23 protein-coding genes are annotated in these 25,254 nt (G+C 73.2%); 7 read left to right on the forward strand and 16 right to left on the reverse strand.

Features of this window, described 5'->3' with window-relative positions; all coding sequences use genetic code 11:
- The first annotated feature begins 87 nt into the window (after positions 1 to 87).
- Entirely contained in the window at positions 88 to 741 is a 654-nt protein-coding gene (locus IEZ10_RS12770; RefSeq protein WP_189246712.1) for an FHA domain-containing protein, read from the forward strand.
- 7 nt (positions 742 to 748) lie between these two features.
- Here the strand turns inward: IEZ10_RS12770 and IEZ10_RS12775 are convergent, their stop codons facing one another.
- The 4 genes from IEZ10_RS12775 to purN form a co-directional block, all read right to left on the reverse strand.
- Positions 749 to 1,606: a bifunctional methylenetetrahydrofolate dehydrogenase/methenyltetrahydrofolate cyclohydrolase gene (locus IEZ10_RS12775; RefSeq protein ID WP_189246713.1), complete on the reverse strand. Its 858-nt coding sequence runs from the start codon at positions 1,604 to 1,606 to the stop codon at positions 749 to 751.
- A 43-nt stretch (positions 1,607 to 1,649) separates the two neighbouring features.
- The gene (locus IEZ10_RS12780) at positions 1,650 to 1,832 is read right to left on the reverse strand and encodes a hypothetical protein (protein WP_179819563.1); all 183 of its coding nucleotides are present in this window, start codon (positions 1,830 to 1,832) and stop codon (positions 1,650 to 1,652) included.
- Between the two features lie 264 nt (positions 1,833 to 2,096).
- Positions 2,097 to 3,641 carry a bifunctional phosphoribosylaminoimidazolecarboxamide formyltransferase/IMP cyclohydrolase gene (gene purH / locus IEZ10_RS12785; RefSeq protein WP_189246714.1) on the reverse strand — a complete coding sequence of 515 codons (1,545 nt, stop codon included), beginning with the start codon at positions 3,639 to 3,641 and terminating at the stop codon, positions 2,097 to 2,099.
- Positions 3,642 to 3,723: 82 nt separating this feature from the next.
- The gene (gene purN, locus IEZ10_RS12790) at positions 3,724 to 4,311 is read right to left on the reverse strand and encodes a phosphoribosylglycinamide formyltransferase (protein ID WP_229811214.1); all 588 of its coding nucleotides are present in this window, start codon (positions 4,309 to 4,311) and stop codon (positions 3,724 to 3,726) included.
- 112 nt (positions 4,312 to 4,423) lie between these two features.
- On the opposite strand from purN, the gene IEZ10_RS12795 reads away from it, so the two are divergent.
- Complete coding sequence (locus IEZ10_RS12795) at positions 4,424 to 4,834, forward strand: hypothetical protein (RefSeq protein WP_189246716.1); 411 nt, start codon at positions 4,424 to 4,426, stop codon at positions 4,832 to 4,834.
- A 186-nt stretch (positions 4,835 to 5,020) separates the two neighbouring features.
- Here the strand turns inward: IEZ10_RS12795 and IEZ10_RS12800 are convergent, their stop codons facing one another.
- The 5 genes from IEZ10_RS12800 to icmB all read right to left on the reverse strand — a co-directional run bounded on the left by IEZ10_RS12800 (position 5,021) and on the right by icmB (position 10,971).
- Positions 5,021 to 5,986 carry a hypothetical protein gene (locus IEZ10_RS12800; protein ID WP_189246717.1) on the reverse strand — a complete coding sequence of 322 codons (966 nt, stop codon included), beginning with the start codon at positions 5,984 to 5,986 and terminating at the stop codon, positions 5,021 to 5,023.
- Between the two features lie 208 nt (positions 5,987 to 6,194).
- A complete protein-coding gene (locus IEZ10_RS12805; RefSeq protein ID WP_189246718.1) occupies positions 6,195 to 7,943 on the reverse strand; it encodes a cell division protein PerM in 1,749 nt (582 codons plus the stop codon).
- Between the two features lie 230 nt (positions 7,944 to 8,173).
- A complete protein-coding gene (sucD, locus tag IEZ10_RS12810) occupies positions 8,174 to 9,049 on the reverse strand; it encodes a succinate--CoA ligase subunit alpha (protein ID WP_189246719.1) in 876 nt (291 codons plus the stop codon).
- The gene (sucC, locus tag IEZ10_RS12815; RefSeq protein WP_189246720.1) at positions 9,049 to 10,230 is read right to left on the reverse strand and encodes an ADP-forming succinate--CoA ligase subunit beta; all 1,182 of its coding nucleotides are present in this window, start codon (positions 10,228 to 10,230) and stop codon (positions 9,049 to 9,051) included. The genes sucD and sucC overlap by 1 nt, the downstream gene beginning before the upstream one ends.
- Before the next feature lie 333 nt (positions 10,231 to 10,563).
- A complete protein-coding gene (icmB, locus tag IEZ10_RS12820) occupies positions 10,564 to 10,971 on the reverse strand; it encodes a coenzyme B12-dependent isobutyryl CoA mutase small subunit (RefSeq protein WP_179819570.1) in 408 nt (135 codons plus the stop codon).
- Between the two features lie 235 nt (positions 10,972 to 11,206).
- Between icmB and IEZ10_RS12825 the strand changes: the two genes are divergently transcribed.
- Positions 11,207 to 11,965 (forward strand): hypothetical protein, encoded by a 759-nt coding sequence (locus IEZ10_RS12825; protein ID WP_189246721.1) that lies wholly within the window; start codon positions 11,207 to 11,209, stop codon positions 11,963 to 11,965.
- A 131-nt stretch (positions 11,966 to 12,096) separates the two neighbouring features.
- Here IEZ10_RS12825 and pcrA read toward each other — a convergent pair whose 3' ends face one another.
- The gene (gene pcrA / locus IEZ10_RS12830) at positions 12,097 to 14,355 is read right to left on the reverse strand and encodes a DNA helicase PcrA (protein ID WP_373287394.1); all 2,259 of its coding nucleotides are present in this window, start codon (positions 14,353 to 14,355) and stop codon (positions 12,097 to 12,099) included.
- Between the two features lie 142 nt (positions 14,356 to 14,497).
- Here pcrA and IEZ10_RS12835 point away from each other — a divergent pair, with 142 nt between their 5' ends.
- Complete coding sequence (locus tag IEZ10_RS12835; RefSeq protein WP_189246722.1) at positions 14,498 to 15,217, forward strand: PIG-L deacetylase family protein; 720 nt, start codon at positions 14,498 to 14,500, stop codon at positions 15,215 to 15,217.
- Here the strand turns inward: IEZ10_RS12835 and IEZ10_RS12840 are convergent.
- From IEZ10_RS12840 to IEZ10_RS12855, 4 genes are all read right to left on the reverse strand, one after another.
- Positions 15,207 to 15,983 carry a CPBP family intramembrane glutamic endopeptidase gene (locus tag IEZ10_RS12840; RefSeq protein WP_189246723.1) on the reverse strand — a complete coding sequence of 259 codons (777 nt, stop codon included), beginning with the start codon at positions 15,981 to 15,983 and terminating at the stop codon, positions 15,207 to 15,209. The genes IEZ10_RS12835 and IEZ10_RS12840 overlap by 11 nt on opposite strands.
- A gap of 247 nt (positions 15,984 to 16,230) precedes the next feature.
- Positions 16,231 to 16,494, reverse strand: a complete 264-nt coding sequence (locus IEZ10_RS12845; protein ID WP_189246724.1) for a WhiB family transcriptional regulator — start codon at positions 16,492 to 16,494, stop codon at positions 16,231 to 16,233.
- 306 nt (positions 16,495 to 16,800) lie between these two features.
- A complete protein-coding gene (locus IEZ10_RS12850) occupies positions 16,801 to 17,493 on the reverse strand; it encodes a neutral zinc metallopeptidase (protein WP_189246725.1) in 693 nt (230 codons plus the stop codon).
- A gap of 311 nt (positions 17,494 to 17,804) precedes the next feature.
- On the reverse strand, positions 17,805 to 19,274 hold the full coding sequence (locus IEZ10_RS12855) for a glutamate-cysteine ligase family protein (RefSeq protein ID WP_189246726.1): 1,470 nt from the start codon (positions 19,272 to 19,274) through the stop codon (positions 17,805 to 17,807).
- Between the two features lie 342 nt (positions 19,275 to 19,616).
- Between IEZ10_RS12855 and IEZ10_RS12860 the strand changes: the two genes are divergently transcribed.
- The 3 genes from IEZ10_RS12860 to IEZ10_RS12870 all read left to right on the forward strand — a co-directional run bounded on the left by IEZ10_RS12860 (position 19,617) and on the right by IEZ10_RS12870 (position 22,956).
- Positions 19,617 to 20,228, forward strand: coding sequence for an RNA polymerase sigma factor (locus IEZ10_RS12860; RefSeq protein ID WP_189246863.1), 612 nt, complete (start codon positions 19,617 to 19,619; stop codon positions 20,226 to 20,228).
- Positions 20,221 to 21,117 carry a CU044_5270 family protein gene (locus IEZ10_RS12865; RefSeq protein WP_189246727.1) on the forward strand — a complete coding sequence of 299 codons (897 nt, stop codon included), beginning with the start codon at positions 20,221 to 20,223 and terminating at the stop codon, positions 21,115 to 21,117. The genes IEZ10_RS12860 and IEZ10_RS12865 overlap by 8 nt, the downstream gene beginning before the upstream one ends.
- A 234-nt stretch (positions 21,118 to 21,351) precedes the next feature.
- On the forward strand, positions 21,352 to 22,956 hold the full coding sequence (locus IEZ10_RS12870; RefSeq protein ID WP_229811217.1) for a heparinase II/III domain-containing protein: 1,605 nt from the start codon (positions 21,352 to 21,354) through the stop codon (positions 22,954 to 22,956).
- A gap of 257 nt (positions 22,957 to 23,213) precedes the next feature.
- Here the strand turns inward: IEZ10_RS12870 and IEZ10_RS12875 are convergent, their stop codons facing one another.
- Entirely contained in the window at positions 23,214 to 23,852 is a 639-nt protein-coding gene (locus tag IEZ10_RS12875) for a response regulator (RefSeq protein WP_179819578.1), read from the reverse strand.
- Positions 23,853 to 23,916: 64 nt separating this feature from the next.
- Positions 23,917 to 25,134: an ATP-binding protein gene (locus tag IEZ10_RS12880; protein ID WP_189246728.1), complete on the reverse strand. Its 1,218-nt coding sequence runs from the start codon at positions 25,132 to 25,134 to the stop codon at positions 23,917 to 23,919.
- Between the last annotated feature and the right edge of the window lie 120 nt (positions 25,135 to 25,254).

Genomic DNA, 25,254 nt, shown 5'->3' on the forward strand with positions numbered 1-25,254 from the left:
TCTGGCAAAGGAGATTCCCCATCACCTCGTCTGGGTAAGCCGAGGCTGTAGGAATAGTTACGGCGGGCTACCTGGGGAGGAACTGCCGTGGAGGGGCCGTTCATACGCATCGAGGACACAGGCGAGGTGGTCCCGTTGCGCCCCGAGATCACGACCATCGGACGTGGCCGGGGAGTAGACATCCGGCTCACCGATCCGAGCGTGTCCCGGCTGCACGCGGAATTCGTCCGGCGCGGACCCTACCTGTACGTCGTTGACCTGGGCCTGTCCCGCAACGGCACGCGGGTGAACGGCAGGCCGATCGCCCGGAGGGTCCTCGACGACGGCGACGTCGTCTCCTTCGGCGCCGCGCGCGGCCGGATCGGCGGGGTCCCGCGCGAGGACTTCGTCCCGGAGGTCGAGCTCCGCAGGGCCGCGGCCCCGGAGCTGACCAGGCGGGAGGTCGACGTGCTGACGTCGCTGTGCCGTCCGGCGCTCTCCGACGAGGCGTTCGTCGCGCCGGCCACCGCGCGGGAGATCGCCGACGACCTGGTGGTGACGGAGGCGGCGGTCAAGCAGCACCTCCTGCGCCTCTACCAGAAGTTCCGCATCCCGGAGGGGACCAACCGGCGCACCAGGCTGGCCAACGAGGTCGTCGCCCTGGGGCTGGTCAGGCCGACCCCCGTGGTGCCGCCCCAGCGTTCGGGCGGCGCGGCGGAGTCGCAGGCCGCGGGCACCCCCGGCGGGCGCCGCGCGTCCTGAGCCCGGCTCAGCCCGCGGCGGCCTGCTTCTCGGCCGCCTCGACCACGTTGCTGAGCAGCAGGGCCCGGGTCATCGGCCCCACCCCGCCGGGGTTGGGGGTGAGGAAGCCCGCGACGTCGGCGACGCCGGGGGCGACGTCACCGGCGATCTTCCCCTCGACGCGGGAGACGCCGACGTCGAGCACGGCGGCGCCGGGCTTGACCATGTCGGCGGTGATCAGGTGCGGCACGCCCGCCGCGGCGACGACGATGTCGGCGCGCCGGGTGTGGGCCGCCAGGTCCTGGGTGCCGGTGTGGCAGAGGGTGACGGTGGCGTTCTCCGTCCGGCGGGTCAGCAGCAGGCCGAGTGAGCGGCCCACGGTGATGCCGCGGCCGACCACCACCACCTCGGCGCCCTTGGTCGGCACGCCGTACTCCTGCAGGAGCAGGACGATGCCGTGCGGGGTGCACGGCAGCGGCGCGTCCACCGTGTGGACCAGGCGGCCGAGGTTGATCGGGTGCAGGCCGTCGGCGTCCTTGGCCGGGTCCATCCGCTCGATCAGCGCCATGGTGTCGAGGTGGCGCGGCAGCGGAAGCTGGACGATGTAGCCGGTGCACTCCGGGGAGGCGTTGAGCTCGTCGACGACGGCCTCGACCTCGGCCTGCGTGGCGGTCGCCGGCAGGTCCCTGCGGATGGAGGCGATGCCGACCTCGGCGCAGTCGCGGTGCTTGCCCGCGACGTAGATCTGGCTGCCCGGGTCGTCGCCGACGAGGACCGTGCCGAGACCGGGGACGACGCCCCGCTCCCGCAGCGCGGCCACCCGCCGCGCGAGGTCCGCCTTGATCTTCGCCGCCGTGGCCTTGCCGTCCATAGTCCGCGCGCTCATGGGCCCCATCCTTCCACGAGGCGGCCCGCGGCCCGCTCCCGCCTCAGGTGAGGTCGTCGGCCGCCCGCTCCCGGCGCTCGATGATCCGGCGGGTGAAGGGGATGACCTCCACGATCTTCGCGCCCAGGTACGCGGCACCGGCGGCGACGATCAGCAGGAGCCAGGGGCTCTGCCAGAGTCCGCTCATGATCACAAAAGCGTTCAGGATGACGGCAAGCAGCGACATGAGCGATCTCCACGCGCAGGCGACACGAATCGCTTCACATTAGCCGCGCCCTAAACCTGTTTTGACCAGAAGTTTCTGTCTTCTTGGCCACTTCCTTGTCTCCGGTGCGCGGCCGCCCCAACCGCGACGCCCGCGCACGGACACCGCACGGGCACCGCGTGAGCATCGCACGAGCACCGTAGGGGCGGCGTCCGGACGCCGCCCCGACGCGCCGTACGGCCCGCGGGCGGAACACGGGGCCGTACGGCGCGGCGGGCGGAGACGTCAGTGGAAGAAGTGACGGGTCCCGGTGAAGTAGAGGGTGACCCCGGCGGCCTGGGCCGCGGCGATCACCTCGTCGTCCCTGATCGACCCGCCGGGCTCCACGATGGCCCGCACCCCGGCCTCGATGAGCACCGCGGGGCCGTCCGCGAACGGGAAGAACGCGTCGGAGGCCGCCACCGAGCCGCGGGCCCGGTCGCCGGCCCGGGTCACGGCGAGCTGCGCCGAGTCCACCCGGTTGACCTGGCCCATGCCAACGCCGACGCTGGCGCCGTCCGCGGCGAGCAGGATCGCGTTGGACTTCACCGATCGGCACGCCTTCCAGGCGAAGGCCAGGTCGGCGAGGACCTCCGGGGAGGCCGCGGGGCCGGCCTTCAGCTCCCAGGCGGCGGGGTCGTCGCCGGGGGCGTCCACCCGGTCGGCGGTCTGCACCAGCAGGCCGCCGTCGATCCGGCGGAACTCCGTACGGTTGCCCGGCCCCTCCGGGCAGGCGAGCAGCCGGATGTTCTTCTTGCGGGTGAGCGTCTCCAGCGCCCCGGCGCTGAACGACGGCGCGACCACGACCTCGGTGAACACCTCGGCGATCTGCCCGGCCAGCTCCTCGGTGACCTCGCCGTTGACCGCGATCACGCCGCCGTAGGCGGAGACCGGGTCGCAGGCGTGGGCCTTGCGGTGCGCCTCGGCGACGTCGGCGCCGACCGCGATGCCGCAGGGGTTCTGGTGCTTGATGATCGCCACGGCGGGCTCGGCGAAGTCCCAGGCCGCCCGCCACGCGGCGTCGGCGTCGAGGTAGTTGTTGTAGGACATCTCCTTGCCGTGCAGCTGCTCGGCGTTGGCCAGGCCGTCCCGCCCGCCGGAGTACAGCGCCGCGCCCTGGTGCGGGTTCTCGCCGTAGCGCAGCGGCGTCCTGAGCCTCCAGGCGGCGCCCATGTAGCGCGGCCAGGCGCCCTCCTCCGCCGCGTACACGTCGGAGAACCAGGAGGCGACCGCGGTGTCGTAGGCGGCGGTGTGGGCGTAGGCGGCCGCGGCGAGCCGGCGGCGCTCGGTCACGGTGAAGCCCCCCTCGGCCACCGCGGCGAGCACGTCGCCGTAGGCGCCCGGATCGACCACGACGGCGACGGTGCCGTGGTTCTTGGCCGCGGCGCGGATCATCGCGGGGCCGCCGATGTCGATCTGCTCCACGCACTCGGCGTCGGACGCGCCGGAGGCGACCGTCTCCTGGAACGGGTAGAGGTTGACCACCACCAGCTGGAACGGCTCGATCTCCAGCTCCTCCAGCTGCTTGACGTGGGCCGGGTTGCCGCCGTCGGCCAGCAGGCCCGCGTGCACGCGCGGGTGGAGGGTCTTGACGCGGCCGTCGAGGCACTCGGGGAAGCCGGTCAGCGTCTCGACCGGGGTGACGGGAACACCGAACGAGGCGATCCTGGTGGCGGTGCCGCCGGTGGAGACGATCTCCACCCCCGCGGCGTCCAGCCCCCGAGCCAGCTCCTCCAGCCCGCTCTTGTCATAAACGGCGATCAACGCGCGCCGGATGGCGATGCGGCTCACTTCCTGGTCCTCCTGATCGATTCCGGTCTTGTCCGGGGCGCCCGGCTCATGTGCCGGGTCGTCCTCTTCCGGCGCGCCCGGCTCACCGGCCGGCACGTCCGAAGCGAAAGTTCCTGCCGGTGACGGTCCAGCCCTCGCGGGCCATCCGGCCGACGACGCCGACGAGCAGGCCGCGCTCGACGGTCTTGATGCGCTCGTGCAGGGCCGCCTCGTCGTCGTCGTCCAGCACGGGCACGGCCTCCTGGGCGATGATCGGCCCGGTGTCGACGCCGGCGTCGGCGAGCATCACGGTGCAGCCGGTGACCCGCACGCCGTACGCCAGGGCGTCGCGGACGCCGTGCGCGCCCGGGAAGGCCGGCAGCAGGGCGGGGTGGGTGTTGAGCACGGGGAAGGCCGAGAGCGTCGGCGTGCCGAGGATCTTCATGAACCCCGCGCAGACCACGAGATCGGGACGGTGGCCGGCGATCCGGCCGGCGAGGGCGCGGTCCCAGTCGTCGCGCGCGGGGTGATCGGCCAGTCTCTCGACGAAGGTCGGGACGCCCGCCCGCTCCGCGCGGGCCAGCCCCTCGATCCCGTCGCGGTCGGCGCCCACGGCGACGACCTCGGCGCCGTACGCCGGATCGGCCGCGGCGTCCAGAAGGGCCTGTAGGTTGGTTCCAGAACCGGACACGAGAACCACAAGCCGAACGGCCTGGGATGACACCGACACACTCCATTCGGACGGGGATTCACGCCGCTGCAAGGGTATCTGCCTGTCCGCAGCCGCTATGCAAGGAGGTCAGGTGACGACACCGGTCAAGGCACGTCCGACGGAGGGGGCGGGACGGCGGGCACTCTGGCTCGCCGTCGCCGCGGTGATCCTGACGATTCTGCTCCCCCTCGCGGGAATCGTCATGTCGGCCATCGCCCTCGTGGTCTCGATCCGCGCGGTCCGGACCCTCCGTTCGGAGACCAGGCCCACGGGCACCGGCGTGACCGGAGTGGTCGTGTCGGCCCTGGCGCTGCTGCTGGCGCTGGCGCTGGCGGCCACGCAGTTCTACTTCCGCGACGAGCTGGCCGCCTACACCGACTGCCGCACGGGCGCGGGCACCGTCGCCGCGCAGAACGAGTGCGTGCAGCGCCTGGAGCGGGCGATGGAGAAGAAGCTCCCGTTCGTCCAGCCCGGCGAGCTTCACCTGCCGATCGCCCCCTGACCCGGCCGCCGGCCCCGGTCCGCGTCGTCCCCGGGCCGGGCGCCGGCCCCGCCGGGTGGAGACTCCCGGAGCGGGGCCGGCGCCCGGCCCGGAGCCGGATCACGGGATCGCGGGCCTTCCGCGAGGTCGTCCGGCCCTGACGGAGCACCTGGCACGGCGTGTGACGGCCTCACCCGGGATGGACGCTCACAGATGGTCGAGCACGTAGTTGAAGGGGTGCGGGTGGTGTCTCCCCCCTGCCGCGCAGTCGCCGTCCGCGTTGTGCGGCCAGTAGAACAGCACGAAGCACCGGTCGCAGAAGCGCCAGTCGTTCTGCTGCCGCGGCCTGAGCGGCATGTCGAACGGCAGGAAGAAGTCGTGCCCACCGGCCTCCGCCACGTGACCGGGCCGGGGCGCCGACCACTTCGGGCAGACACCCTTCCTGTCCTCGTACCCGTCGTAGAAGAGCGCCTTGCACCGGACGCACTTGCGCCATCCGGACTCGCGGTTCGGCCCGGGGACCCCGAACGGCAGGCAGAGGACGAGCCCCGCGGCCTGGTGGGCGCCGTACCCGGGCTCGTTCAGCAGCCGCCCGTCCTCGCCCACAACGATCGCGGGACGCCGCCCCCGCGCCACGTTGCCCGGACAGCGGCCGGCGTCGAGCCCGAAGAACAGCGCCTTGCACTCTCCGCAGGCGCGCCAGTCCGGGACACGCGGGCCGAGGGCCGCGTTCTCTCCTATCGCGAAGCGAGCGGCCACCTTCTTGTTGCCGCCGAGGATCTCGCCCCGGCACACGTAGAAGGAGGCGTTCGGCCCCGTCACCTCGGCTCTGGCCTCGTTGCCACCGATGAAGGGGACCACCCACGAGATCTTGAGCGCCGTTCCCTCGTCGTCGAGGCCGTAGACGACCAGCCCGGTCGTCCCCGTCGCGATGCCCCCTTCGCTGCTTCTGGAGCCGAAGGCGTCGGACTGGAAGGGGCCGATGGAGTCGGCGGGCAGCTTCGCGAAGGCGCCGTGCGCGTGGGTACCGCGTAATCGGCTGAGCGTACGGCTCGTCGCGTTGTTCACCTCGATCACCGCCGAGCGTGACGCGTCCGCCAGGATACGGGACACCGTGTCGATGATCTCGGCGGTCGCCTTGACCTCTTTGGCGATGTCCTGCATCGACACCATGACGGCCTCCTCCGCGTCCCAGCTCGTTCCCCGGACGCGCATCGATGGAGGTACGGCGAGGCGACCGTCCGGTACACGACAACCGAACCGTACGTCGGAAAATCCCCTCTGAACAGATCAGAACAAAGCAGAACATGAGGCCGGCAGGAGGAGCGTCGCCGAACCCGGCCGGGCGGTGCCCGCCCCCTGGGAGGCCGCTGAGGACCTCCTAGTCGCGGTCCCAGGCGTAGGGGTCCACGTAGATCACGTGGCCGCCGCGGTCGTCCGACTCGTCGACGATGTCGCGCCGGGGCGGGCGCGGCGGCGCGGGGCGCGGCACCCTGGGACCGGCCTCCGCCGGCTTCACAGGCTTCACGGCCTTCACGGCCTTCGCAGCCTTCGCGGTCTTCACAGGTTTCGTGGTCTCCGCGGGCTCCTGCGGGTCCGCCGCCGAGGCGTGTTCGTCCTCCCAGTCGTCCCTGATCACCGGGATCGGCTGGGTGTCGCACTCGGTGGCGTCCAGCCAGTGGCCGGGCAGCGCGCGGGGCTCGTCCGGCTCGGCCAGCCCGACCCGGCCGGCCACCGCCCCCGCGGCCCGGAACAGCCTGGCCCCGGCCCGGCGGACCGGCGCGGTGGCCGTGCCGACCCTGGCCGCGGCCCGGACCACGGCCGCGTTGTGCCCCCGGAAGATCAGCCACCAGTTGGTCAGGCCCGCCGAGATGCCGGCCGCGACGCCGACCTCCAGCGTCACCGAAAGCATCACCTCCCAGCCCGCGGGCCCCATCGCGGACAGGCGCGCCCCGCCGAGCGAGCCGCCGGACAGCGCGGCCAGCGCCCCGGCCGCCACGCCGGTCACCACCCCGGAGACGAAGCCCCACAGCGGCGCGCCCTCGTAGGAGGGCGAGGGGGCGATCCGCACCCCCAGCACGCCGGCCACCGTCCCCGCGGCGAACGGCAACGCGATCACCGCCATCACCCACGCCGGGGTGGGGCCCGCCTCGGGCAGCGCGCCCAGGATCGGCAGGCTCGGCACCGTGCCGAGCTGGACGCCGGTGGGCGCGACCAGCGTGCCGGCGCCGAGGCTGAAGCCCGGCCCCGCGATGTAGGCCATGCCCCAGACGAAGGCGTTGAGCAGGTAGAGGCCCTGCAGCAGCAGGAGCAGCAGCCCGCCGACGAACCCGGGCGCGAGGACGTCCGACAGCTCCCGGACCTGGTCGAAGTTGACCGCGACGGCGCCGAGCACCAGGGCGGCCCCCGCGACCAGCATGATCCCCAGCGCCGCGGCCGAGCTCACCACGACCGAGCGCACCCGCTCGGGCAGCAGGCGCAGCATCGACCGCCACGGCCCGATCGTCCGGGCGACGGCCGCCGAGCCCGCGAGGAAGGCCAGCACCAGGTGGCTGCCCAGGGTGTCGCCGAGATAGGGCTGGGTGATCTCGTTCCGGGTGACCAGCGCGATCACCCCGGCCAGCAGCGCGTACGGCGCGGCCAGCGAGACACCCGCCTGGGCGATCAGGACCAGTTGCGCCCGGCGGCGGGCGTCGGCCTGTTCCTTGGGGCTGTTCCTCGGCAGCCGGGCGGGCAGCCGCAGCCGCAGGTCGGCGTCGCGCGCCATCCAGATCCCGGCGCGGTACAGCAGGAAGGCCGGCAGGACCGTCAGGCCGAGCGGGAGCAGCCCGATCGAGCCGCCGGGGATCGCGAACCCGGCGTGGTGGGCCGCCAGCCAGAGCTGCGCCGCGGCGCGGAACACCCCGGGCAGCCCCGGGCCGAGCGAGCCGCGGGGGGAGGCGACCCAGCCGACCAGGGTGAGCGTGGTGAGCACCGCCAGTCCCACGCCCAGGGTCCACGCGGCGGCGAGCATCCCGGAGACGGGAAGCGGGCGGCGGACGTCGTCGTCGTCACCCGTGACGCCGGGCAGGGGGAGGCGGCTGAGGACGTTACGGGGAGCCGTCCGGAGCTGATCGAGAAGGGCCGTCACGATAACCGATGGTCTCAGGATCTTCCGCGCGGACGAGACTCATCGCCCCGCGTGTCGCGGGTCGTACGGAAAACGGGAAGGCGAGCCGTACGGCGCGGGTGGTGCGTACGGCGGGGTGGGGCGGCCGGGCCGTGAAAACGGGAGAGGCGCCCGCGGACGGCGGGCGCCTCTCACCGGTGAGCCGGACGGGCCACCGGACCGGGCGGGCCGCGGCACGGCCCGCGGACCGGCTAGCGGTTCTGCATGATCTCGCGCATCAGGCGGGCGGTCTCGCTCGGGGTCTTGCCGACGCGGACGCCGACCTTCTCCAGAGCCTCCTTCTTCGCCTGGGCGGTGCCGGCCGAGCCGGACACGATCGCGCCGGCGTGACCCATGGTCTTGCCCTCGGGGGCGGTGAAGCCCGCGACGTAGGCGACGACCGGCTTGGTCACGTGCTGCTCGATGTAGGCGGCTGCCCGCTCCTCGGCGTCACCGCCGATCTCGCCGATCATGACGATCGCGTCGGTGTCCGGGTCGTCCTGGAACGCCTGGAGAGCGTCGATGTGCGTGGTGCCGATGACCGGGTCACCGCCGATGCCGACGGCGGTGGAGAAGCCGAAGTCCCGCAGCTCGTACATGAGCTGGTAGGTCAGCGTGCCCGACTTCGACACCAGGCCGATGCGGCCGGCGGTGGTGATGTCGGCCGGGATGATGCCGGCGTTGGAGGCGCCGGGCGAGGCGATGCCGGGGCAGTTCGGGCCGATGATGCGGGTCTTGTTGCCCTTGGCGACGGCGTAGGCCCAGAACTCGGTGGTGTCGTGGACCGGGACGCCCTCGGTGATGACCACGCAGAGCGGGATCTCGGCGTCGATGGCCTCCTTGACCGCGGCCTTGGTGGCCGCCGGCGGCACGAAGACGACCGAGACGTCGGCGCCGGTCTTCTCCATGGCCTCGGCGACGGTGCCGAAGACGGGCAGGCCCTCGTGGGTGATGCCGGCCTTGCGGGCGTTCACGCCGCCGACGACCTTGGCGCCGGAGGCGAGCATGCGGCGGGTGTGCTTGGTGCCCTCACCGCCGGTCATGCCCTGAACAATGATCTTGCTGTTCTCGTTGAGCCAGATGGCCATTACGCACCTACCGCGGCGAGCTCGGCGGCACGCTTGGCCGCATCGTCCATCGTGTCGACCAGCTCGACGCCGGACAGGGCGGCGTCGGCCAGGATCTTGCGTCCGAGCTCGGCATTGTTGCCGTCCAGCCGGACGACCAGGGGGCGGCTGACGGTCTCGCCGCGGTTCTCCAGGAGCTGGAAGGCCGAGACGATGCCGTTGGCGACCGCGTCGCAGGCGGTGATGCCGCCGAAGACGTTCACGAAGATCGACTTCACCGACGGGTCGGAGAGGATGATCTCCAGGCCGGCCGCCATGACCTCGGCGGAGGCGCCGCCGCCGATGTCGAGGAAGTTGGCGGGCTTGGGCTGCCCGGGGAACGCCTCACCGGCGTAGGCGACGACGTCGAGGGTCGACATGACCAGGCCCGCGCCGTTGCCGATGATGCCGACGCTGCCGTCGAGCTTGACGTAGTTGAGGTCCTTGGCCTTGGCCGCGGCCTCCAGCGGGTCCTCGGCGGCCTTGTCCGCGTAGGCCTCGTGCTCGGCCTGGCGGAAGGTGGCGTTGTCGTCGAGGGTGACCTTGCCGTCGAGGGCCTTCACCTGGCCGTCGGCGGCCAGGATCATCGGGTTGACCTCGACCAGGGAGGCGTCCTCGTCGACGAAGACGGCCCAGAGCTTCTCGATGATCTCGGCGGCGCCGTCCAGCGCCTTCTCCGGCAGGCCGCCGGCCGCGGCGATCTCACGGGCCTTGTCGCGGGTCACGCCGTCCAGCGGGGACACGGGGACCTTCGCGACCTTCTCGGGAGCGGTGTGCGCGACCTCTTCGATGTCCATGCCGCCCGAGGCGGAGCAGATGGCGAGGAACGTGCGGTTGGCGCGGTCGAGCAGGAAGGAGAAGTAGTACTCCTCCGCGATCGCGCTGGCCTCCTCGATCAGGACCTTGTGGACCGTGTGGCCCTTGATGTCCATGCCGAGGATCTGGGTGGCCTTCTGCTCGGCGTCGGCGGCGTCGTCGGCGACCTTGACGCCACCGGCCTTGCCGCGGCCACCGGTCTTGACCTGAGCCTTGACGACGACACGGCCGGTCAGCTGCTCGGCTGCCGCGCGCGCCTCCTCCACGGTGTGCGCGACGATACCGCGCGGCACCGGGATGCCGTACTCCGCGAAGAGCTCCTTCGCCTGATGTTCGAACAGGTCCACGAGGGTCCGTCCTTGCTTGTCCGGCTGGTGTACTGAAAATGTCTGCGGGCCGGCTCCGTGGTGTGAGGGGAGCCCGGCGGTTTTTGCGCCAATGAAGCCTAGCCCCCCGCACGCATGACCAGGTCACCGGGTCCGCGAACGGCTACGGGCGGGGCCACTGGGGCGGGGGTGGCGAACGTCCTGGGGATCATATCGGGACGCGGCGGGGAAGCGTCCGCGAAAACGGCGGGTGGAGCCGCCCGGGTGCCGAGGGCCGACCGGACACCGGAGGCCGTCCCGATGCCAGGCGCCGGGGGCCACCGGGTCGCCGGGGGCCGCGTCCCGCCCCGCGGGTCAGACCCGCGTGGGGATCGCGCCCCGCACCCACTCCACGATCTCCTGGGTGGTCGCCCCGGGGGTGAAGACCCGGGCCACGCCCATCCGTTCCAGCTCCGGCAGGTCCGCCTCCGGGATGATCCCGCCGCCGAAGACGACGATGTCGCTCGCGTCGTTCTCCGCGAGCAGCTCGATCACCTTGGCGAAGAGCGTCATGTGCGCGCCGGAGAGGATGGACAGCCCGATCGCCGCGGCGTCCTCCTGGATCGCGGTGCGCACGATCTGCTCGGGCGTCTGGTGCAGGCCGGTGTAGACGACCTCCATCCCGGCGTCCCGCAGCGCCCTCGCGACGATCTTCACACCTCGGTCGTGCCCGTCCAGGCCGGGCTTGGCGATGACGACGCGGATCCTCGGCTCGGCGTCCATCCAGACCTCCTTGTCCGTGTCCCACGCGTGACGTGGGAGCTGAGCTGACGGCAGCCTAACGGCCGCGCCCGGAGTGCTCCGGGGCGCGTGCCCGTAACGGTTCTCCGGGGCCGCGCTTTCTGGCGGATCTTTCCCACCGAAAGTGCTTTTCACCACTTTTATTGTTACGAATACCTGCATTCAACATGACATGCCATAAGGTTTCTGATCTTCTATCCTCAGGAGGAAGACCCCCATGAAGCGATGGATCATCGTGGCGGCCACCGCGCTGGCGGTGCCCACCGCCGCCGTTCCCGCCGCCGCCAAGGCCGCGCCCGCCGACCCGGTGGCCGCGCTGGAGGCACGGTTCGTCGCGGGACACGGCGTGCGGATCGTCGAGAGCGGCCGGACCTACTCCGGCCGGGAGCTCCTCTCCGCCCAGAAACGCCGCGGCACCGTGGAGTTCGGCCCCTCCGGCGTCGCGGGCCACGACGTCCTGTCGAAGTCCGACCTCCCCGGGGACGACGCCACGCCGCTGCGCACGCGCACCGTCGGCGGGGACACCTACCTCAGCGGCGGAATGATCGGCAGGAAATGGGTCAGGTCCTCCACCCGCGCCGCCTCCCCCTTCTTCACCCCCGTCATGCTCCTGGAGCCGGCCACGCTGAAGTCGCTGCTGCCGGCCGCGAAGAAGGGCGGCTCGGCCGGGAAGAAGGCCGGCCCGTCGACGTTCAAGGGGACGACCACCCTCGGCGCGCTCTACCGCGTCTCGCCGTCCTACCGCGCCTCTCTCGGCGGGAAGCGGCCCGCCGCCGCCGTGGCGGCCACGAAGGTGAGCTGGCGTCTGTGGCTCGGCCGCGACCGGCTCCCCGCCCGGCTGGTCACCTCCTGGGCGGTGCCGCCGCGCGACATGCGCGTGACCCGCGTCAGCGACGTGCGCTTCGCCTCCTGGGGGACCCCCGTCACCCTCACCGCGCCCGCCCCCGCACCCGCACCCGGGGATGCGGGGAGCTGATCCTCCGGTCCCGGAGGCCGAACCGCCGGCCCGGAGGCCGGGTCACCGGCCCCGGACGTCCGATCCCGGCGGCATCACGGACATTCGAGACATCCGGCCTTCCCCGGGCGCCCGGCGCCCGGGGAGGGCCGTCAGAGCTTCTCCACCGGCGCGTAGGCCAGGAGCAGGGTCTTCTCGCCGCCGCTACCGAAGTCGATCTTCACCTTGGTCTTCTCCGCGACGCCGTCCACCGACACGACCGTGCCGAGGCCGAACTTGTCGTGGGTGACGCGGTCGCCGGGGGTGAGGCTGGGGATCTGCCGGCCGCCGGGCTTCTTCGCGGGCACGGCGGCGCGCGAATCCCGGCGGGTGGCGGCGCCCCAGGCGTTCTTGCCCGGGTCGGTGCGCCAGTCGACCAGCTCGCCGGGGATCTCGGAGACGAACCGGGACGCCGGGTTGAACGCGGGCGCCCCCCACGCGCTGCGCACGGCCGCCCGGGAGACGTAGAGCCGCCGCTGGGCCCGGGTGATGCCGACGTAGGCCAGGCGGCGCTCCTCCTCCAGCTCCTTGGGCTCGCCCAGCGAGCGCACGTGCGGGAAGACGCCGTCCTCCATGCCGGTGAGGAACACCACCGGGAACTCCAAGCCCTTGGCGGTGTGCAGGGTCATCAGCGTGACCACGCCCTGGCCGCCGTCGTCGGCGGGGATCTGGTCGGCGTCGGCCACCAGTGAGACCTGCTCCAGGAACTCCACGAGGGTGCCCTCGGGGTTGGCCTCCTCGAACTCCGACGCCACCGAGATCATCTCGTCGAGGTTCTCCAGGCGGCTCTCGTCCTGGGGGTCGCCGGAGGCGGCGAGCTCGGCGCGGTAGCCGGTGGCCTCCAGCACCTCCTGGGCCAGCTCCGACGGCGGCATGGTGGCGGCCTTGGCGGTCAGGTCGTCCAGCAGGGCGAGGAACTCCTTGATGGCGTTGACCGAGCGGGTCGCCATCCCCGGCGCCTCCTCGGCCCGCCGGAGCGCCTCGGCGAAGGGGATCCGCTCCCGGGCGGCGAACGCCTCCACCATCGCCTCGGCCCGGTCACCGATACCGCGCTTGGGCACGTTGAGGATGCGGCGCAGCGAGACGACGTCGCCCGGGTTGGCCAGCACCCGGAGGTAGGCCAGCAGGTCACGGACCTCCTTGCGCTCGTAGAAGCGCACCCCGCCGACCACCTTGTACGGCAGGCCGGTGCGGATGAACACCTCCTCGAACACGCGTGAGGCCGCGTTGGTGCGGTAGAACACCGCCACCTGGCCGGGCGTGACGCCCTCGTCGTCGGAGAGCCGGTCGACCTCCTGCGCGACGAACATGGCCTCGTCGTGCTCGTTGTCCGCGACATAGCCGACGATCTTCGGGCCGGCGCCCTGGTCGGACCACAGGTTCTTCGGCTTGCGGCTCTCGTTGCGCGCGATCACCGCGTTGGCCGCGCTCAGGATCGTCTGGGTGGAGCGGTAGTTCTGCTCCAGCAGGATCGTCTTGGCGTCGGGGTAGTCGCGCTCGAACTCCAGGATGTTGCGGATCGTCGCGCCGCGGAAGGCGTAGATCGACTGGTCGGCGTCGCCGACCACGCACAGCTCCGCCGGGGCGATCCCGGCCGTGCCCTCCCTGACCAGCTCGCCATCGGCGGTGCGCAGCTCCGGGGTGCCGACCAGCTCGCGGATCAGCGTGTACTGGGCGTGGTTGGTGTCCTGGTACTCGTCGACCATGACGTGCCGCCAGCGGCGGCGGTAGTGCTCGGCCACGTCGGGGAAGAGCTGGAACAGCGTGACCGTCATCATGATCAGGTCGTCGAAGTCCATCGCGCCGGCCTCGGTCAGCCGCCGCTGGTAGGTGCGGTACGCCTCGGCGAGCGTGCGCTCCAGGTGGCTCGCCGCCTGCCCGGCCGCCGTCTCGTAGTCGATCAGCTCGTTCTTGAAGTTGCTGACCTGGGCGGAGAACGACCGCGGCGGGTAGCGCTTGGGGTCGAGGTCCATCTCGCGGCAGACCATCGCCATCAGCCGCTGGGAGTCGGCCTGGTCGTAGATCGAGAAACTCGTGGGGAAGCCCAGCCGCCCGGCCTCCCGCCGCAGGATCCGCACGCACGCGCTGTGGAAGGTCATCACCCACATCGCCGCCGAGCGCGGCCCGATGAGCCGGTCGATCCGCTCCTTCATCTCCCGGGCGGCCTTGTTGGTGAAGGTGATCGCCAGGATCTCCTGCGGCCGCGCGTCCCGCTCGGCCAGGAGGTAGGCGATGCGGTGGGTCAGCACCCGCGTCTTGCCCGACCCCGCGCCCGCGACGATGAGCAGCGGGCTGCCGTGGTGCACCACGGCCTCGCGCTGCTGGAGGTTGAGCCCGTCGAGCAACGGGTGGGTCACTGAGGCGGCTGGGATCGACACGTCACCTAGATTAGGCCGACCGGCCGACAACCGCGGCCCGCGCCCCGAAGGAATGCCCACGGGCCCGCAGGAAGTTGCGAGAATCACGTACTAGCCGGATATCAGCGGAAACCGGAAAGCAGCGGAAGGGTCAGGCATGCTGTCTGAGAACGAGATAGGCCGGGTGCTCGTCGTGACCGCCCACCCCGACGACGTCGACTTCGCCGCCGCGGGCACGATCGCCCGGTTCACCGACCGCGGCGTGGAGGTCGTCTACTGCGTCGTGACGGACGGCGACGCGGGCGGATTCGACCGCGAACTGGACAACACGGGCATGGCCGAGCTGCGCCGTACCGAGCAGACGGCCGCCGCCAAGGCCGTCGGCGTGACCGACCTGCGCTTCCTCGGCCACCGCGACGGCACGCTGGTGCCCGGCCTGGAGCTGCGGCGCGACATCGCCCGGGTCATCCGCCAGGTACGGCCCGACCTGGTGATCACTCACACCCCCGAGCGCAACTACTCGTTCATCGCCCCCAGCCACCCCGACCACCGCGCGGTCGGCGCCAGCGCCCTCGACGCCGTCTACCCCGACGCCCGCAACCCGTACGCCTTCCCCGAGCTGCTGCGCGACGAGGGACTGGACGCCTGGACGGTCCGGGAGGTCTGGCTCAACGGCGGCCCCTCCCCCGACCACTTCGTCGACGTCACCGGCACCTTCGACCGGAAGATCGCCGCGTTGCGGGCCCACGCGAGCCAGACCTCCCACGTCGAGGGCTTCGAGGAGTTCCTGCGGTCGCGCTTCTCCCAGATCGCCGCCGAGGCCGGCCTGCCCGAGGGCAGCTACGCCGAGGGCTTCCAGCGGGTCGTCACCGAGTGACCGCGACCCGGCCGCGAGCCGCCGCGGGCGGGTCGCCGGGGGCCAGGCGGGCGAACAGGTAGCCCAGCGAGTTGGTGGCGAGGTGCAGCAGCGCCGGCGCGGCCAGCCCGCCCCGGCGGCGCAGCTCGCCGAAGAGGAGCCCGGCGAGCGCGGTCGTCGCCACCGACCCGGCCACCACCCGCGCCGTCTCCGCCCCGGACGGCCGCCGCGGCCCCGCCTGCGTCCCACCGGCGGCCAGGCGGGTCAGCGCGGGATTGGCGGCGGCCATGTCCACCGCCGGGAGCACGTGCCACAGGCCGAACAACGCCGAGGAGACGGCGGCCGCCGTCCGGGGGCCGTGCGAACGGGCGACCAGGGCGGGCAGCACGCCGCGGAAACCGGCCTCCTCCAGCAGGACCGTGCCGAACGGCACCTGCAGGAGCGCCTCCTCCAGGACGCGGGCACGCGACAGCGACAGCGCCCGCTCGTCGCGGAAGAGACGGCGGGTGGCCGGGAGGGCGATCCCCGCCGCGTAGACGCCGGCGACGGCCGAGGCGAGGAGCCCGCCGATCCGCAGGCCCCGGGCGGGGTCGCGGAACCCGATCTCGGCCCAGGCGATCCCGCGGCGCCGGGCCAGGGCCAGCAGCGCGCCGGTGGCCGCGGCCGAAGTCAGCGGGGCCAGGCGCGGCGCGACCCGGTTGTTGAGCACGTTGGCCGCCACCAGCACGGCCACCGCGCCCGCGAGCGCGGCCCCGTCGCCTCCATCGCCCGCCTTCCGGCCTGTCACCACACCCGCGAGCGCGGCCCCGTCGCCTCCATCGCCCGCCTTCCGGCCTGTCACCACGCCCGCGAGCGCGGCCCCGTCGCCTCCGCCGCCCGCTCTCCGGTCCGCCGCGCCGGTCTCCGGACCTTCCCCGGAACCCGCCGGACGCCGTCCCGCCCGTCCCCGCGCCGCCTCGCCCATGCCTCCCCTTCCGCCTCCCACGCCCTTCGTCCCGGGCCGGTCCCGGCCCAGGTCTCAGCCGGCCCAGGTCTCAGCCGGCCGCGGGCCGCCGCCATCCCGTGGGAAACCTCAGGTCGCGCCGCTCCCGCACGGTCAGGCCGCCCCAGATGCCCTCCGGTTCCCCGCTCCGCACGGCGTAGGCCCGGCAGTCGGCCAGCACCGGGCACCTGGCGCAGACCGCCTTGGCCCGCGCCTCCTGCTCCGCCGACTGCGTCAGCGGGAAGAACAGCTCGGGATCGCTCGCGCGGCAGGCGCCCCGTACGGCCCAGCCGATCTCGGGCGTCATCCTGCGCATGGCCCACCCCCCTGGTCGATCACCGGACCTCAGCGTAGGCCGCGTGCGGTGGTACGGCATCAGCCTTCCGGTGGATTCGCAGGTAACCGGGCGGGCGTACCCCCGGGACCGCCGCTCCGTCCGCCGTCCCGTCCCGTCGCGATCGCGCGCCGGAGGGCGCCGGACGCGGCCGGGCGGCTCAGCGGGTCCCAGCGGGTCCCAGCGGGTCCCAGCGGGTCCCAGCGGGTCCCAGTCCAGCGGGTCCCATGCGGGTCTCAGTCCAGCGGGTCCCATGCGGGTCTCAGTCCAGCGGGTCCCATGCGGGTCTCAGCAGGATGAGGTGCCCTCGTTGTAGCCCCGGGCGAAGACCTGCTGGCGTTGCTGCGCCGTACCGTGGGCGTCGGGGCGCAGCCAGTCGTCGGTGGGGTCTCCGGCGGCGGCGAGGTTGAGCAGCAGCTCGTCCTTGTCGCCCGGCTCGGCCTGGAGGGCGTTGCCCCTGACCAGGGCGCCCAGCGTGCCGCCTGCATAGCAGTCGGCCTGCAGCTCCCGCTGGATGCTCAGGCCGCCGGCGTTGTTCAGCTGGGCCTGCACGGCGTGCCCCAGCTCGTGCGGGATGATCACGTAGACGGAGCCGTCGCCCATTCGGTCGTACAGGTCGCGCATCCAGCTCTCGTCGTAGGCGACGAAGTGCCCGAAGGGGCAGTAGAAGGCGTTGTTCGGCACCGCGGGCTGGTCACCGCAGGCGGGGCCGTTCTGCCCGGTGTAGGGGATGAAGGCGCTGATGGGGCGGTAGCCCAACCCGGCGGCGGCGAAGGTCTGCTTCCAGTACTGCTCGGTGAGCCCCCTGGCCAGGCTGACGTCCGACTCGAAGTCCTCCCCGAGCGGGGCGGGCGTCGTGGCCTCGACGCTCCCCCGGTCGTCGCCGGGCCGCTCCCCGCCGGTCTCCGTGGGTTCGCTGCCGCAGGACACGGTGACGGCCAGCAGGAGGAGCGCGAGGACGACACGGCGGAAGGTGCTCATACCCCAATCGTGGCCCAGCGGGTGGCGGTGTGCGCGGTACACACGCGATTACGTTCCGACACGTCCGCTGATCACGGCGTGCGGAGCGGGCGGGAGGCGTGGGGCGGGTGGGACGAACGGGGCCGGCGGGCGAGCGGGCCGCGCGGGTCCGACAGGTGAGCGGGACCGACAGGTGAGCGGGATCGGCGGGACGAGCGGGTGGTACGGGACCGACAGGTGAGCGGGATCGGCGGGACGAGCGGGTGGTACGGGTCCGACAGGTGAGCGGGTCGTACGGGTCCGGTGGGTGAGCGGGCCGCGCAGGACGGGTGTCAGGGGGACGGCCAGGTGTGCACGGGCTCGTTGGTGTGCATGTGCTCGACGTAGCTCAGGGTCATCCGGCGCAGGGCCTCGTGCCGGTCGGCGCCGCCGTACGCCTCCATCGCCTCGGCCTGCCAGTGGGCCCCGGTCCTGCCGGTCACGCAGCGCCTCTCGATGATGCCGAGGAGCCGGTCGCGGACGGCGGGGTCCACCTCCCACCGGTCGAGTCCCTCGTGGGCGAGCGGCAGCAGCCGCCGCAGGACCAGCTCGGCGGCGGCCACCTCGCCGAGCCCCGGCCAGTAGAGCCGGGCGTCCAGGCCGTGCCGGGCGGCGGCGTGCAGGTTGTCGGCGGCGGCGGCGAAGGACATGCGCGTCCACACCGGGCGCTCGGCGTACGGCAGCACCCCCATGAGGCCGTAGTAGAAGGCGGCGTTGGCGGCGATGTCCGCGACCGTGGGACCCGCGGGCAGCACCCGGTTCTCCACCCGCAGGTGCGGGACGTTGCCGACGACCGCGTAGATCGGCCGGTTCCACCGGTAGACGGTTCCGTTGTGCAGGGTCAGCTCGCCGAGCTGCGGGGTCACGCCGCGGGACAGTTCCTCGCGGGGGTCGGCGTCGTCGCACAGCGGCAGCAGCGCCGGGAAGTACCGGGCGTTCTCCTCGAACAGGTCGAAGACCGAGGTGATCCACCGTTCCCCGAACCACACCCTGGGCCGCACCCCCTGGGTCTTCAGTTCCACCGGGCGGGTGTCGGTGGCCTGCTCGAACAGCGGGATCCGGGTCTCCTGCCAGAGCCTGCGGCCGTACAGGAACGGCGAGTTGGCCGCCACCGCGACCTGGGGGCCCGCGACGGCCTGGGCCGCGTTCCAGTTGGCGGCGAACGCCTGGGGGCTGATCTGGAGGTGGAGCTGGAGGCTGGTGCAGGCGGCCTCGGGGGTGATGCTGTCGGCGTAGGCGTCGAGGACCTCCTCGCCTTCGATCAGCAGGTGCAGGTCCTCGCCCCGGGCCGCGAAGATCTGCTCGTTGAGCAGCCTGTAGCGGGGGTTGGCCGACAGTGTGCCCTCGTGCACGTCGCTCTCGCGCAGCGTGGGCAGGATGCCGACCATCACCAGGTGCCCGCCGACCGTCCGGGCCCGTTCCTCGGCGTGGTTGAGGCGGTCGCGCACCACCTTCTCCAGCCGGGCGACGCCGTCCCCCGACAGGGCCTCCGGGCTGACGTTGATCTCCACGTTGAACTGGCCGAGTTCGGTGCCCCAGTCCGGCTGCGCGATCGCCGCCAGCACCTCGGCATTCCTCATCGTGGGCTCGCCGCGCTCGTCGACGAGGTTGAGCTCGATCTCCAGACCGGCCCTGGGCCGGTCGAACTCGAACCTGGACTCCCGCAGCATCTGCGCGAAGACGTCGAGACATCGGCGAACCTTCTCCCGGTATCGCCGCCGATCGTCCCGGCTGAACACCATCGCGGGCACGTCACGACCCATACTTCGCATGGTCGCACATGGTGGCTCGTTGAAAAATGGGCGGAATGTCAGCATCACCCCCGGGGAGGATCGGCGACGTGTCCTCCCCCGCTCTCCTTCCCGGCCTCGTCTCCGGCGATCCCTGGGAGCGCGTGGCCCCGCCGCCCCACCCACCACGCCGTCGGCGCCACCCGGGGCGGCGCCCCTCTCCGGCGGGCGTGAAAGCGATCCGGCGGATCGGGAGATAAGAGATGTCCGCTTGTCCGGCGGGCGTGAAAGCGATCCCGCGGATCGGGAGATAAGAGATGTCCGCTTGGTCGCGTCCGGAAGGTTGGAGATGACGGGGGAAGCATCGTGACGGTGATGTCGTGGGCCGCCGGGGAGCCCGGGTCCGCCGTATCCGCCGCGCCTGCCGCGCTCGCCAAGGGCTGTCTCGCCGAGGGGGAGGCGTTCAGCGAGGTGTTCGACGCCCACTTCGACGAGATCCACGGCTACGTCGCCCAGCGGCTCGGCCCGGACCACGCCGAGGACGTCGTCGCCGAGGCGTTTCTCGTCGCCTTCCGCAAGCGCGCGCAGTACGACCCCGCCCGCGCCGGCGTGCGGGTGTGGCTGTACGGCATCGTCACGAAGCTCGTCGCCAGGCACCGCCGGCTGGAGGCGCGCACGCTGCGGGCGATGGGCCGCTACGGCGCCGACACCGAGGCGCCGGGTCCGGAGGACCGGGTGTCGACGTGGGTGAGCGCGCAGAGCCTGCGGCCGAACCTCGCCGCGGCGCTGGCGGAGCTGTCGCAGCGCGACCGCGACGTGGTGCTGCTGGTCGCGCTGGCCGGGCTGAGCCACGAGGAGGTCGCCGCGGCGCTCGGCATCCCGTACGGCACGGTCGGCTCGCGGCTGAGCCGGGCCAGGAGGAAGCTGCGCGCGTCGCTGGGCGGGACCAACCCGATGCTGGTGCCGGAGGAGGCCGAGCGTGGATGAGCTGGAGTGGGTCCGCGACCTGTACGGCGAGCCGCCGCTGGATCCGGCGGCCAGGGCGCGGGTCCGGAAACGGCTGGACGCCCGGCGTTCCCGGCGTTGGCGGGCGCCGTGGATGATGCCGCTCGCGGGGGCGGTCGCGACGCTGGCCGCGGTGCTGCTCACGTACGGCGTCACCGGGGGGGCGGACCGGCCGCACGATCCCGCGCGGGACGTCGCGGCCGGGCGCGGTTCGGCGTCCGGCGCTCCCACGGCCGGCCCGTCGACGGGGGCCGGCAGGTCGGTCCTGCTGGAGGCGGCGACCACGGCGGCATCGGACCCCGCCGCGCGGGGCGCCTACTGGCGCGTCACGCGGCGGACCGGTGGGAAGACCACCACGTTGTGGGCGGCGCGCGACGGCCGCGCCTGGATCACCGGGCCGGACGCCGACGCCGGCCCCCGGCCCGTCACGAAGCCGTTCACCATGGCCGGCAGGGCGCTGTCGCTGCGCGACATCGAGCGGCTGCCCACCGGGACGGACGCGCTCAGGCGGCGGGTCGCGGCGCTGCTGCCGCCCGGCGCCGGTGAGGGGCTGCTGGCCGACGCGGTGAGCGGGCTGCTGTGGAGCAAGCCCTCGCCGCCCGCCGTACGGGCCGCGGCCTACCGGCTGCTCGCCGACCTGCCGAACGTCCGCTATCTGGGTCACGCCACCGACCCGACGGGCCGGCCGGGCCGGCTGTTCGCGTTCACGCTGGACGCCTCGGGCGCGCAACGCCACCTGGTCATCGACCCGGTCAGCTCGCAGGTGCTGTCCAGCTCCGACGGGGCGGACGGCGGCGGCCGGAACGCGCCCGCCGAGCGGGTCGAGGTCGTCCTGGCCGCGGGCTGGACCGACGACGTCCCTCCTTCGTGACGCCGCCTCGGTGACCCCGGTCCCGTGACCCGGCCTCGTGACACCGGCCTCGTGACACCGACCTCCGTGATCCCGGCTCCGTGATCCCGACCCCGTGATCCCGGCGCGCCTTCGCGCGCCCGCGCGCCGTCGTGGCGCGCGATCTCCTCCATCCGACCGGGCGCGGCTTCGGCGTGCCCGGAAACCTCCCGGAGCGCGCCGTGTCCGGCGTGCCCGCCGCCCCAGGGAGTACGCGTGTTCCGACGTGCCCGCCGGTCCTGTGGCCCGGTCGTCTGCCTGTCCGGCGACTTCCCCGCGATCGACGTGGAGGAGGTGACGCGCGGCAGGGTCCGGCTCGCCGGTCTGCCGCCCGCCGACCTCGGCCAGGAGGTCGACTGGCGGGCCGACCCGTACGGCAGGCGGTCATGGATGCTGAACCTGCACGCCCTGCGCTGGGCGGGCGGGCTGGTGGCCGCCCACGAGCGTTCCGGCGACCCGGCCCCGCTCGACCGGGCCGCCGCCCTCGTCGAGGACTGGATCCGGCGCAACCCGCGCGACCGGCCGGGCACGAGCTCGTGGGCGTGGGCCGAGCACGCGGTCGCCCTGCGCGCGCCCGTCCTGGTGTGCCTGAGCGAGCACGTGGACACCCCGCTGGTGCGGGACAGCCTGCGGGAGCACGGGCGGCTGCTGGCCGATCCGGCGCTTTACCGGCACGGCCACAACCACGGCCTCGACCAGGACATCGCGCTGCTGGTCGTCGGCGTCCGGCTGGGCAGGGACGCCTGGCGCGACCTGGCGGTGCGCCGGATGACGGCCTCCGCTGAGCTGGCGATCGACGAGGAGGGGGTGCTGCACGAACAGGCGCCGAGGTACGGGCACTACGTTCACCGGCGGCTCGGGGTGGCGCTGCGGGCGATCGAGCGGAGCGGCCTGGCGGTCCCGCCCCGGCTGGCCGCCCGGCGCGCCGCGCTGGAGGCGTACGTCACCCACGCCACCCAGCCGGACGGGCGGCTGACGCCCATCGGCGACAGCCCCGCCGACCTGCGGCCACCCCGGTTCGCCCACGCGGAGCCACCGGTGCGCGTGTTCGCCGCCGGCTACGTCTTCGGCAGGACGGCGTGGGACGACCCCCGGGCGGCGTTCTACTCGATCAGGTTCGGGCCGGGGCGGCGGCTGCACGGCCACGAGGACCACCTGGGGGTCACCTACCACGCGCGGGGACGGCCCGTACTCGTCGAGGGAGGCTTCCACTCCTACGAGCGGACCGGCTACGTGGAGTGGACGCGCTCGCCGGAGGCGCACAACGTGCCCGTCGTGGCCGGGGCCCGCTTCCGGCCGGGTACGGCCACGCGGCTGACCGCGCGGGAGGAGGGGCCGTCGCGGCAGGTGTTCCGGCTCACCGACGACGCCTACGGCGTGGTCCGCACCCGGGAGGTGCTGGTCGAGCACCGGCGCGACCTGATGGCGGTGCTCGACTCGGTGCCGGCCGGTTCCGCCGTGCGGAGCCTGTGGCACTTCGACCCGTCCCTGGAGGTGCTCGCCCGGCGCGACGGCGTCGTGGTGCTGGGCGACGGCGAGCGGCGGGTGACACTGCTCCAGTTCGCCGTCCCGCAGGCCGGGCCGCCGCGGCCGGCGGGCGGGCAGGGCGTGCGGCCCGGTCTGATCGCCACCGGCCACCTGCGCACCGCCGAGTCGGTGACCGTCGTCTCCCCGGAGGCCCCGCGGCTGCTCACGCTCATCGTGCCGGGCGGGACCGAGCCGCTGGTCACGGTCGGTGACGGCCTGGTCACGGTGGACGGCGTGCCCGTGCCCGTCCCCCTGCTCGGCGCCATGGGCGGCTCCCAGCCCTCCGAACGGTGAAACGGCACCCACATACAGGGATCGAACGCCCGTCAAGGCATGGCTCGCACAGGACGGGGACTCCAGACCGCGCCGGCCGTCCGCGCGACCGGTCCGAGCGGTCCGAGCGGACCCGAGCGATCCGAGCGGGCCCGAGCGATCCGAGCGATCCGAGCGGGCCCGAGCGGCCCGGCGCCGTACGGCGAGCCGGCGGATCGGCGCCGCGCGACCGGTCCGGGACGGGCCAGGCGGGCGGCGGGCCGTACGGCGCCGGCCGATCAGACCAGGCGGCGCGCGGTGGCCCAGCGGGACAGCTCGTGGCGGTTGGAGAGCTGAAGCTTGCGCAGCACGGACGAGACGTGGGTCTCCACCGTCTTCACCGAGATGAACAGCTCCTTGGCGATCTCCTTGTAGGCGTAGCCGCGGGCGATCAGCCGCAGGACCTCCCGCTCGCGCTGGGTCAGCGAGTCGAGCTCGGGGTCGATCGGCGGGGCCTCGCTGGAGGCGAAGGCGTCCAGCACGAAACCGGCCAGCCGCGGGGAGAACACCGCGTCGCCCTCGGCCACCCGGCGGATCGCGTCGGTCAGCTCGCGGCCGCTGATGTTCTTGGTGACGTAGCCGCGGGCACCGCCGCGGATCACGCCGATGACGTCCTCGGCGGCGTCGGAGACCGACAGCGCCAGGAAGCGGACCTGCGAGCCCGCGCCCAGGACGCGGCGCAGCACCTCCTGGCCGCCCCCGCCGGGCATGTGCACGTCGAGCAGGACCACGTCCGGCGTCAGTTCGCCGATCGCCCGGACGGCGGACTCCACGTCCTCGGCCTCGCCCACCACCTCGATGGAGTCGCCCAGCTCGGCGCGGACTCCCGAACGGAACAGCCGGTGGTCGTCGACGATCAGAACCCTGATGGCGCTCATGCACCCTCCCCCGCGCGCCTCGCGGGCCGTCCGCACCGGCCGCCGCCGCTCCCGGACCGCTCGGTCACGCCTTCTCCAGCTTCATGGTCAACATGACTTCGGTGCCCTCTCCGGGTTCGGTCCGGATCCGGGCGCCGCCTCCGTGTCGCTCCATCCGGCCGATGATCGACTGGCGGATGCCCATCCGGTCCTCGGGCACCTGGTCCATGTCGAACCCGGCGCCCCGGTCCCGGACGAAGACGGTGACCTCCTCCGGCTCCGCCTCGGCGTAGACGGAGATGACGGAGGACCCGGAGTATTTCGCCGCATTGACCATAGCCTGTCTGGCCGCCTGCATCATCGCCGACAGCTCGGGGGTCAGCGGGCAGTCGCCCACGCAGACGACCTCGATCGGCACGCCGTGCGCGTCCTCCTCCTCCGCCGCGACCCGGCGCACGGCCGCGGCCAGGGACGCGTCGGCGTCCTGCTTGGGCTGGTAGAGCCAGTTGCGCAGCTCACGCTCCTGGGAGCGGGCCAGCCGCGCCACCTCGCGGGGGTCCTCGGAGTTGCGCTGGATCAGCGTCAGCGTGTGCAGCACGGAGTCGTGAACGTGCGCGGCCACCTCGGCGCGCTCCTCCTGCCGGATGCGCTCGCGGCGCTCGCGCTGCAACTCCTTCCACAGCCCGGCCAGCCAGGGGGCCGCGATGAGCGCGACGCCGCCGACGACCACGAGCGTGAACACGATGCCGGGCCGGGCCGCGTCCAGCTCGTCGGTGGCCACCAGGAAGCCGATCGCGCCCACGACGACCAGCACCAGGCCGGCGAACGTGCGCACCCGGTTCCGGCGGACCTGGCCGACCGTCGTGCTCATCCAGCGCCGCCGCCGGTCGGGGTCGGCCTGCTGCCACAGGATCAGCGAGCCGATCCCGCCGACCGCGATCGGCCAGGCGCCGATCCCGCCCGTCCGGGCGCCGGTGAGCCAGCCCAGCGCCAGCAACGCCAGCCCGACCGCCGCGTAGGAGGCGACCTGGCTCCAGTCGCGGGCGGGCTCCTTGCCCTCGTACGGCTCGCGCGGCGTGAACAGCCACAGCGCCGCGTACGCCACCGCGCCGATCCCGTCCAGGACGGTGAGCAGCACGAACGCCAGCCGCAACACGACGGGGTCGAGCCGCAGCTGGGCGGCGGCGCCCTCGGCCACCCCGGCGACCAGGCGTCCCTGCACGGGGCGCACCAGCCGGGGGAAGGGATCGGGCTCTCCGGGGGTCACCGGGGCCGCGTCACGAATCGTCTCTCGGTCAGCCATATCGCCTGCATCGTCACATGGGAGAGTCTGCCAGCGCATCAGGCGTTCCCCTGAGGCGACCCTGACGGCGGCCCGCATCCTCGGGGACGGCTCAGGGGTGTCCCGGATGCGACCCGGGAG

The organism is Streptosporangium pseudovulgare (assembly GCF_014648055.1).
Taxonomy (GTDB): Bacteria; Actinomycetota; Actinomycetes; order Streptosporangiales; family Streptosporangiaceae; genus Streptosporangium; species Streptosporangium pseudovulgare.

Excerpts from the sequence above, each read along its gene's own strand:
- IEZ10_RS12775 (WP_189246713.1), bottom strand. The coding sequence starts at position 1,606 with ATGAGCGCGCGGACTATGGACGGCAAGGCCACGGCGGCGAAGATCAAG.
- IEZ10_RS12780 (WP_179819563.1), bottom strand. The coding sequence starts at position 1,832 with ATGTCGCTGCTTGCCGTCATCCTGAACGCTTTTGTGATCATGAGCGGA.
- IEZ10_RS12800 (WP_189246717.1), bottom strand. The coding sequence starts at position 5,986 with ATGGTGTCGATGCAGGACATCGCCAAAGAGGTCAAGGCGACCGCCGAG.
- sucD (WP_189246719.1), bottom strand. The coding sequence starts at position 9,049 with ATGGCCATCTGGCTCAACGAGAACAGCAAGATCATTGTTCAGGGCATG.
- icmB (WP_179819570.1), bottom strand. The coding sequence starts at position 10,971 with ATGGACGCCGAGCCGAGGATCCGCGTCGTCATCGCCAAGCCCGGCCTG.
- IEZ10_RS12825 (WP_189246721.1), top strand. The coding sequence starts at position 11,207 with ATGAAGCGATGGATCATCGTGGCGGCCACCGCGCTGGCGGTGCCCACC.
- IEZ10_RS12835 (WP_189246722.1), top strand. The coding sequence starts at position 14,498 with ATGCTGTCTGAGAACGAGATAGGCCGGGTGCTCGTCGTGACCGCCCAC.
- IEZ10_RS12845 (WP_189246724.1), bottom strand. The coding sequence starts at position 16,494 with ATGCGCAGGATGACGCCCGAGATCGGCTGGGCCGTACGGGGCGCCTGC.
- IEZ10_RS12850 (WP_189246725.1), bottom strand. The coding sequence starts at position 17,493 with ATGAGCACCTTCCGCCGTGTCGTCCTCGCGCTCCTCCTGCTGGCCGTC.
- IEZ10_RS12855 (WP_189246726.1), bottom strand. The coding sequence starts at position 19,274 with ATGGGTCGTGACGTGCCCGCGATGGTGTTCAGCCGGGACGATCGGCGG.
- IEZ10_RS12860 (WP_189246863.1), top strand. The coding sequence starts at position 19,617 with ATGTCGTGGGCCGCCGGGGAGCCCGGGTCCGCCGTATCCGCCGCGCCT.
- IEZ10_RS12875 (WP_179819578.1), bottom strand. The coding sequence starts at position 23,852 with ATGAGCGCCATCAGGGTTCTGATCGTCGACGACCACCGGCTGTTCCGT.
- IEZ10_RS12880 (WP_189246728.1), bottom strand. The coding sequence starts at position 25,134 with ATGGCTGACCGAGAGACGATTCGTGACGCGGCCCCGGTGACCCCCGGA.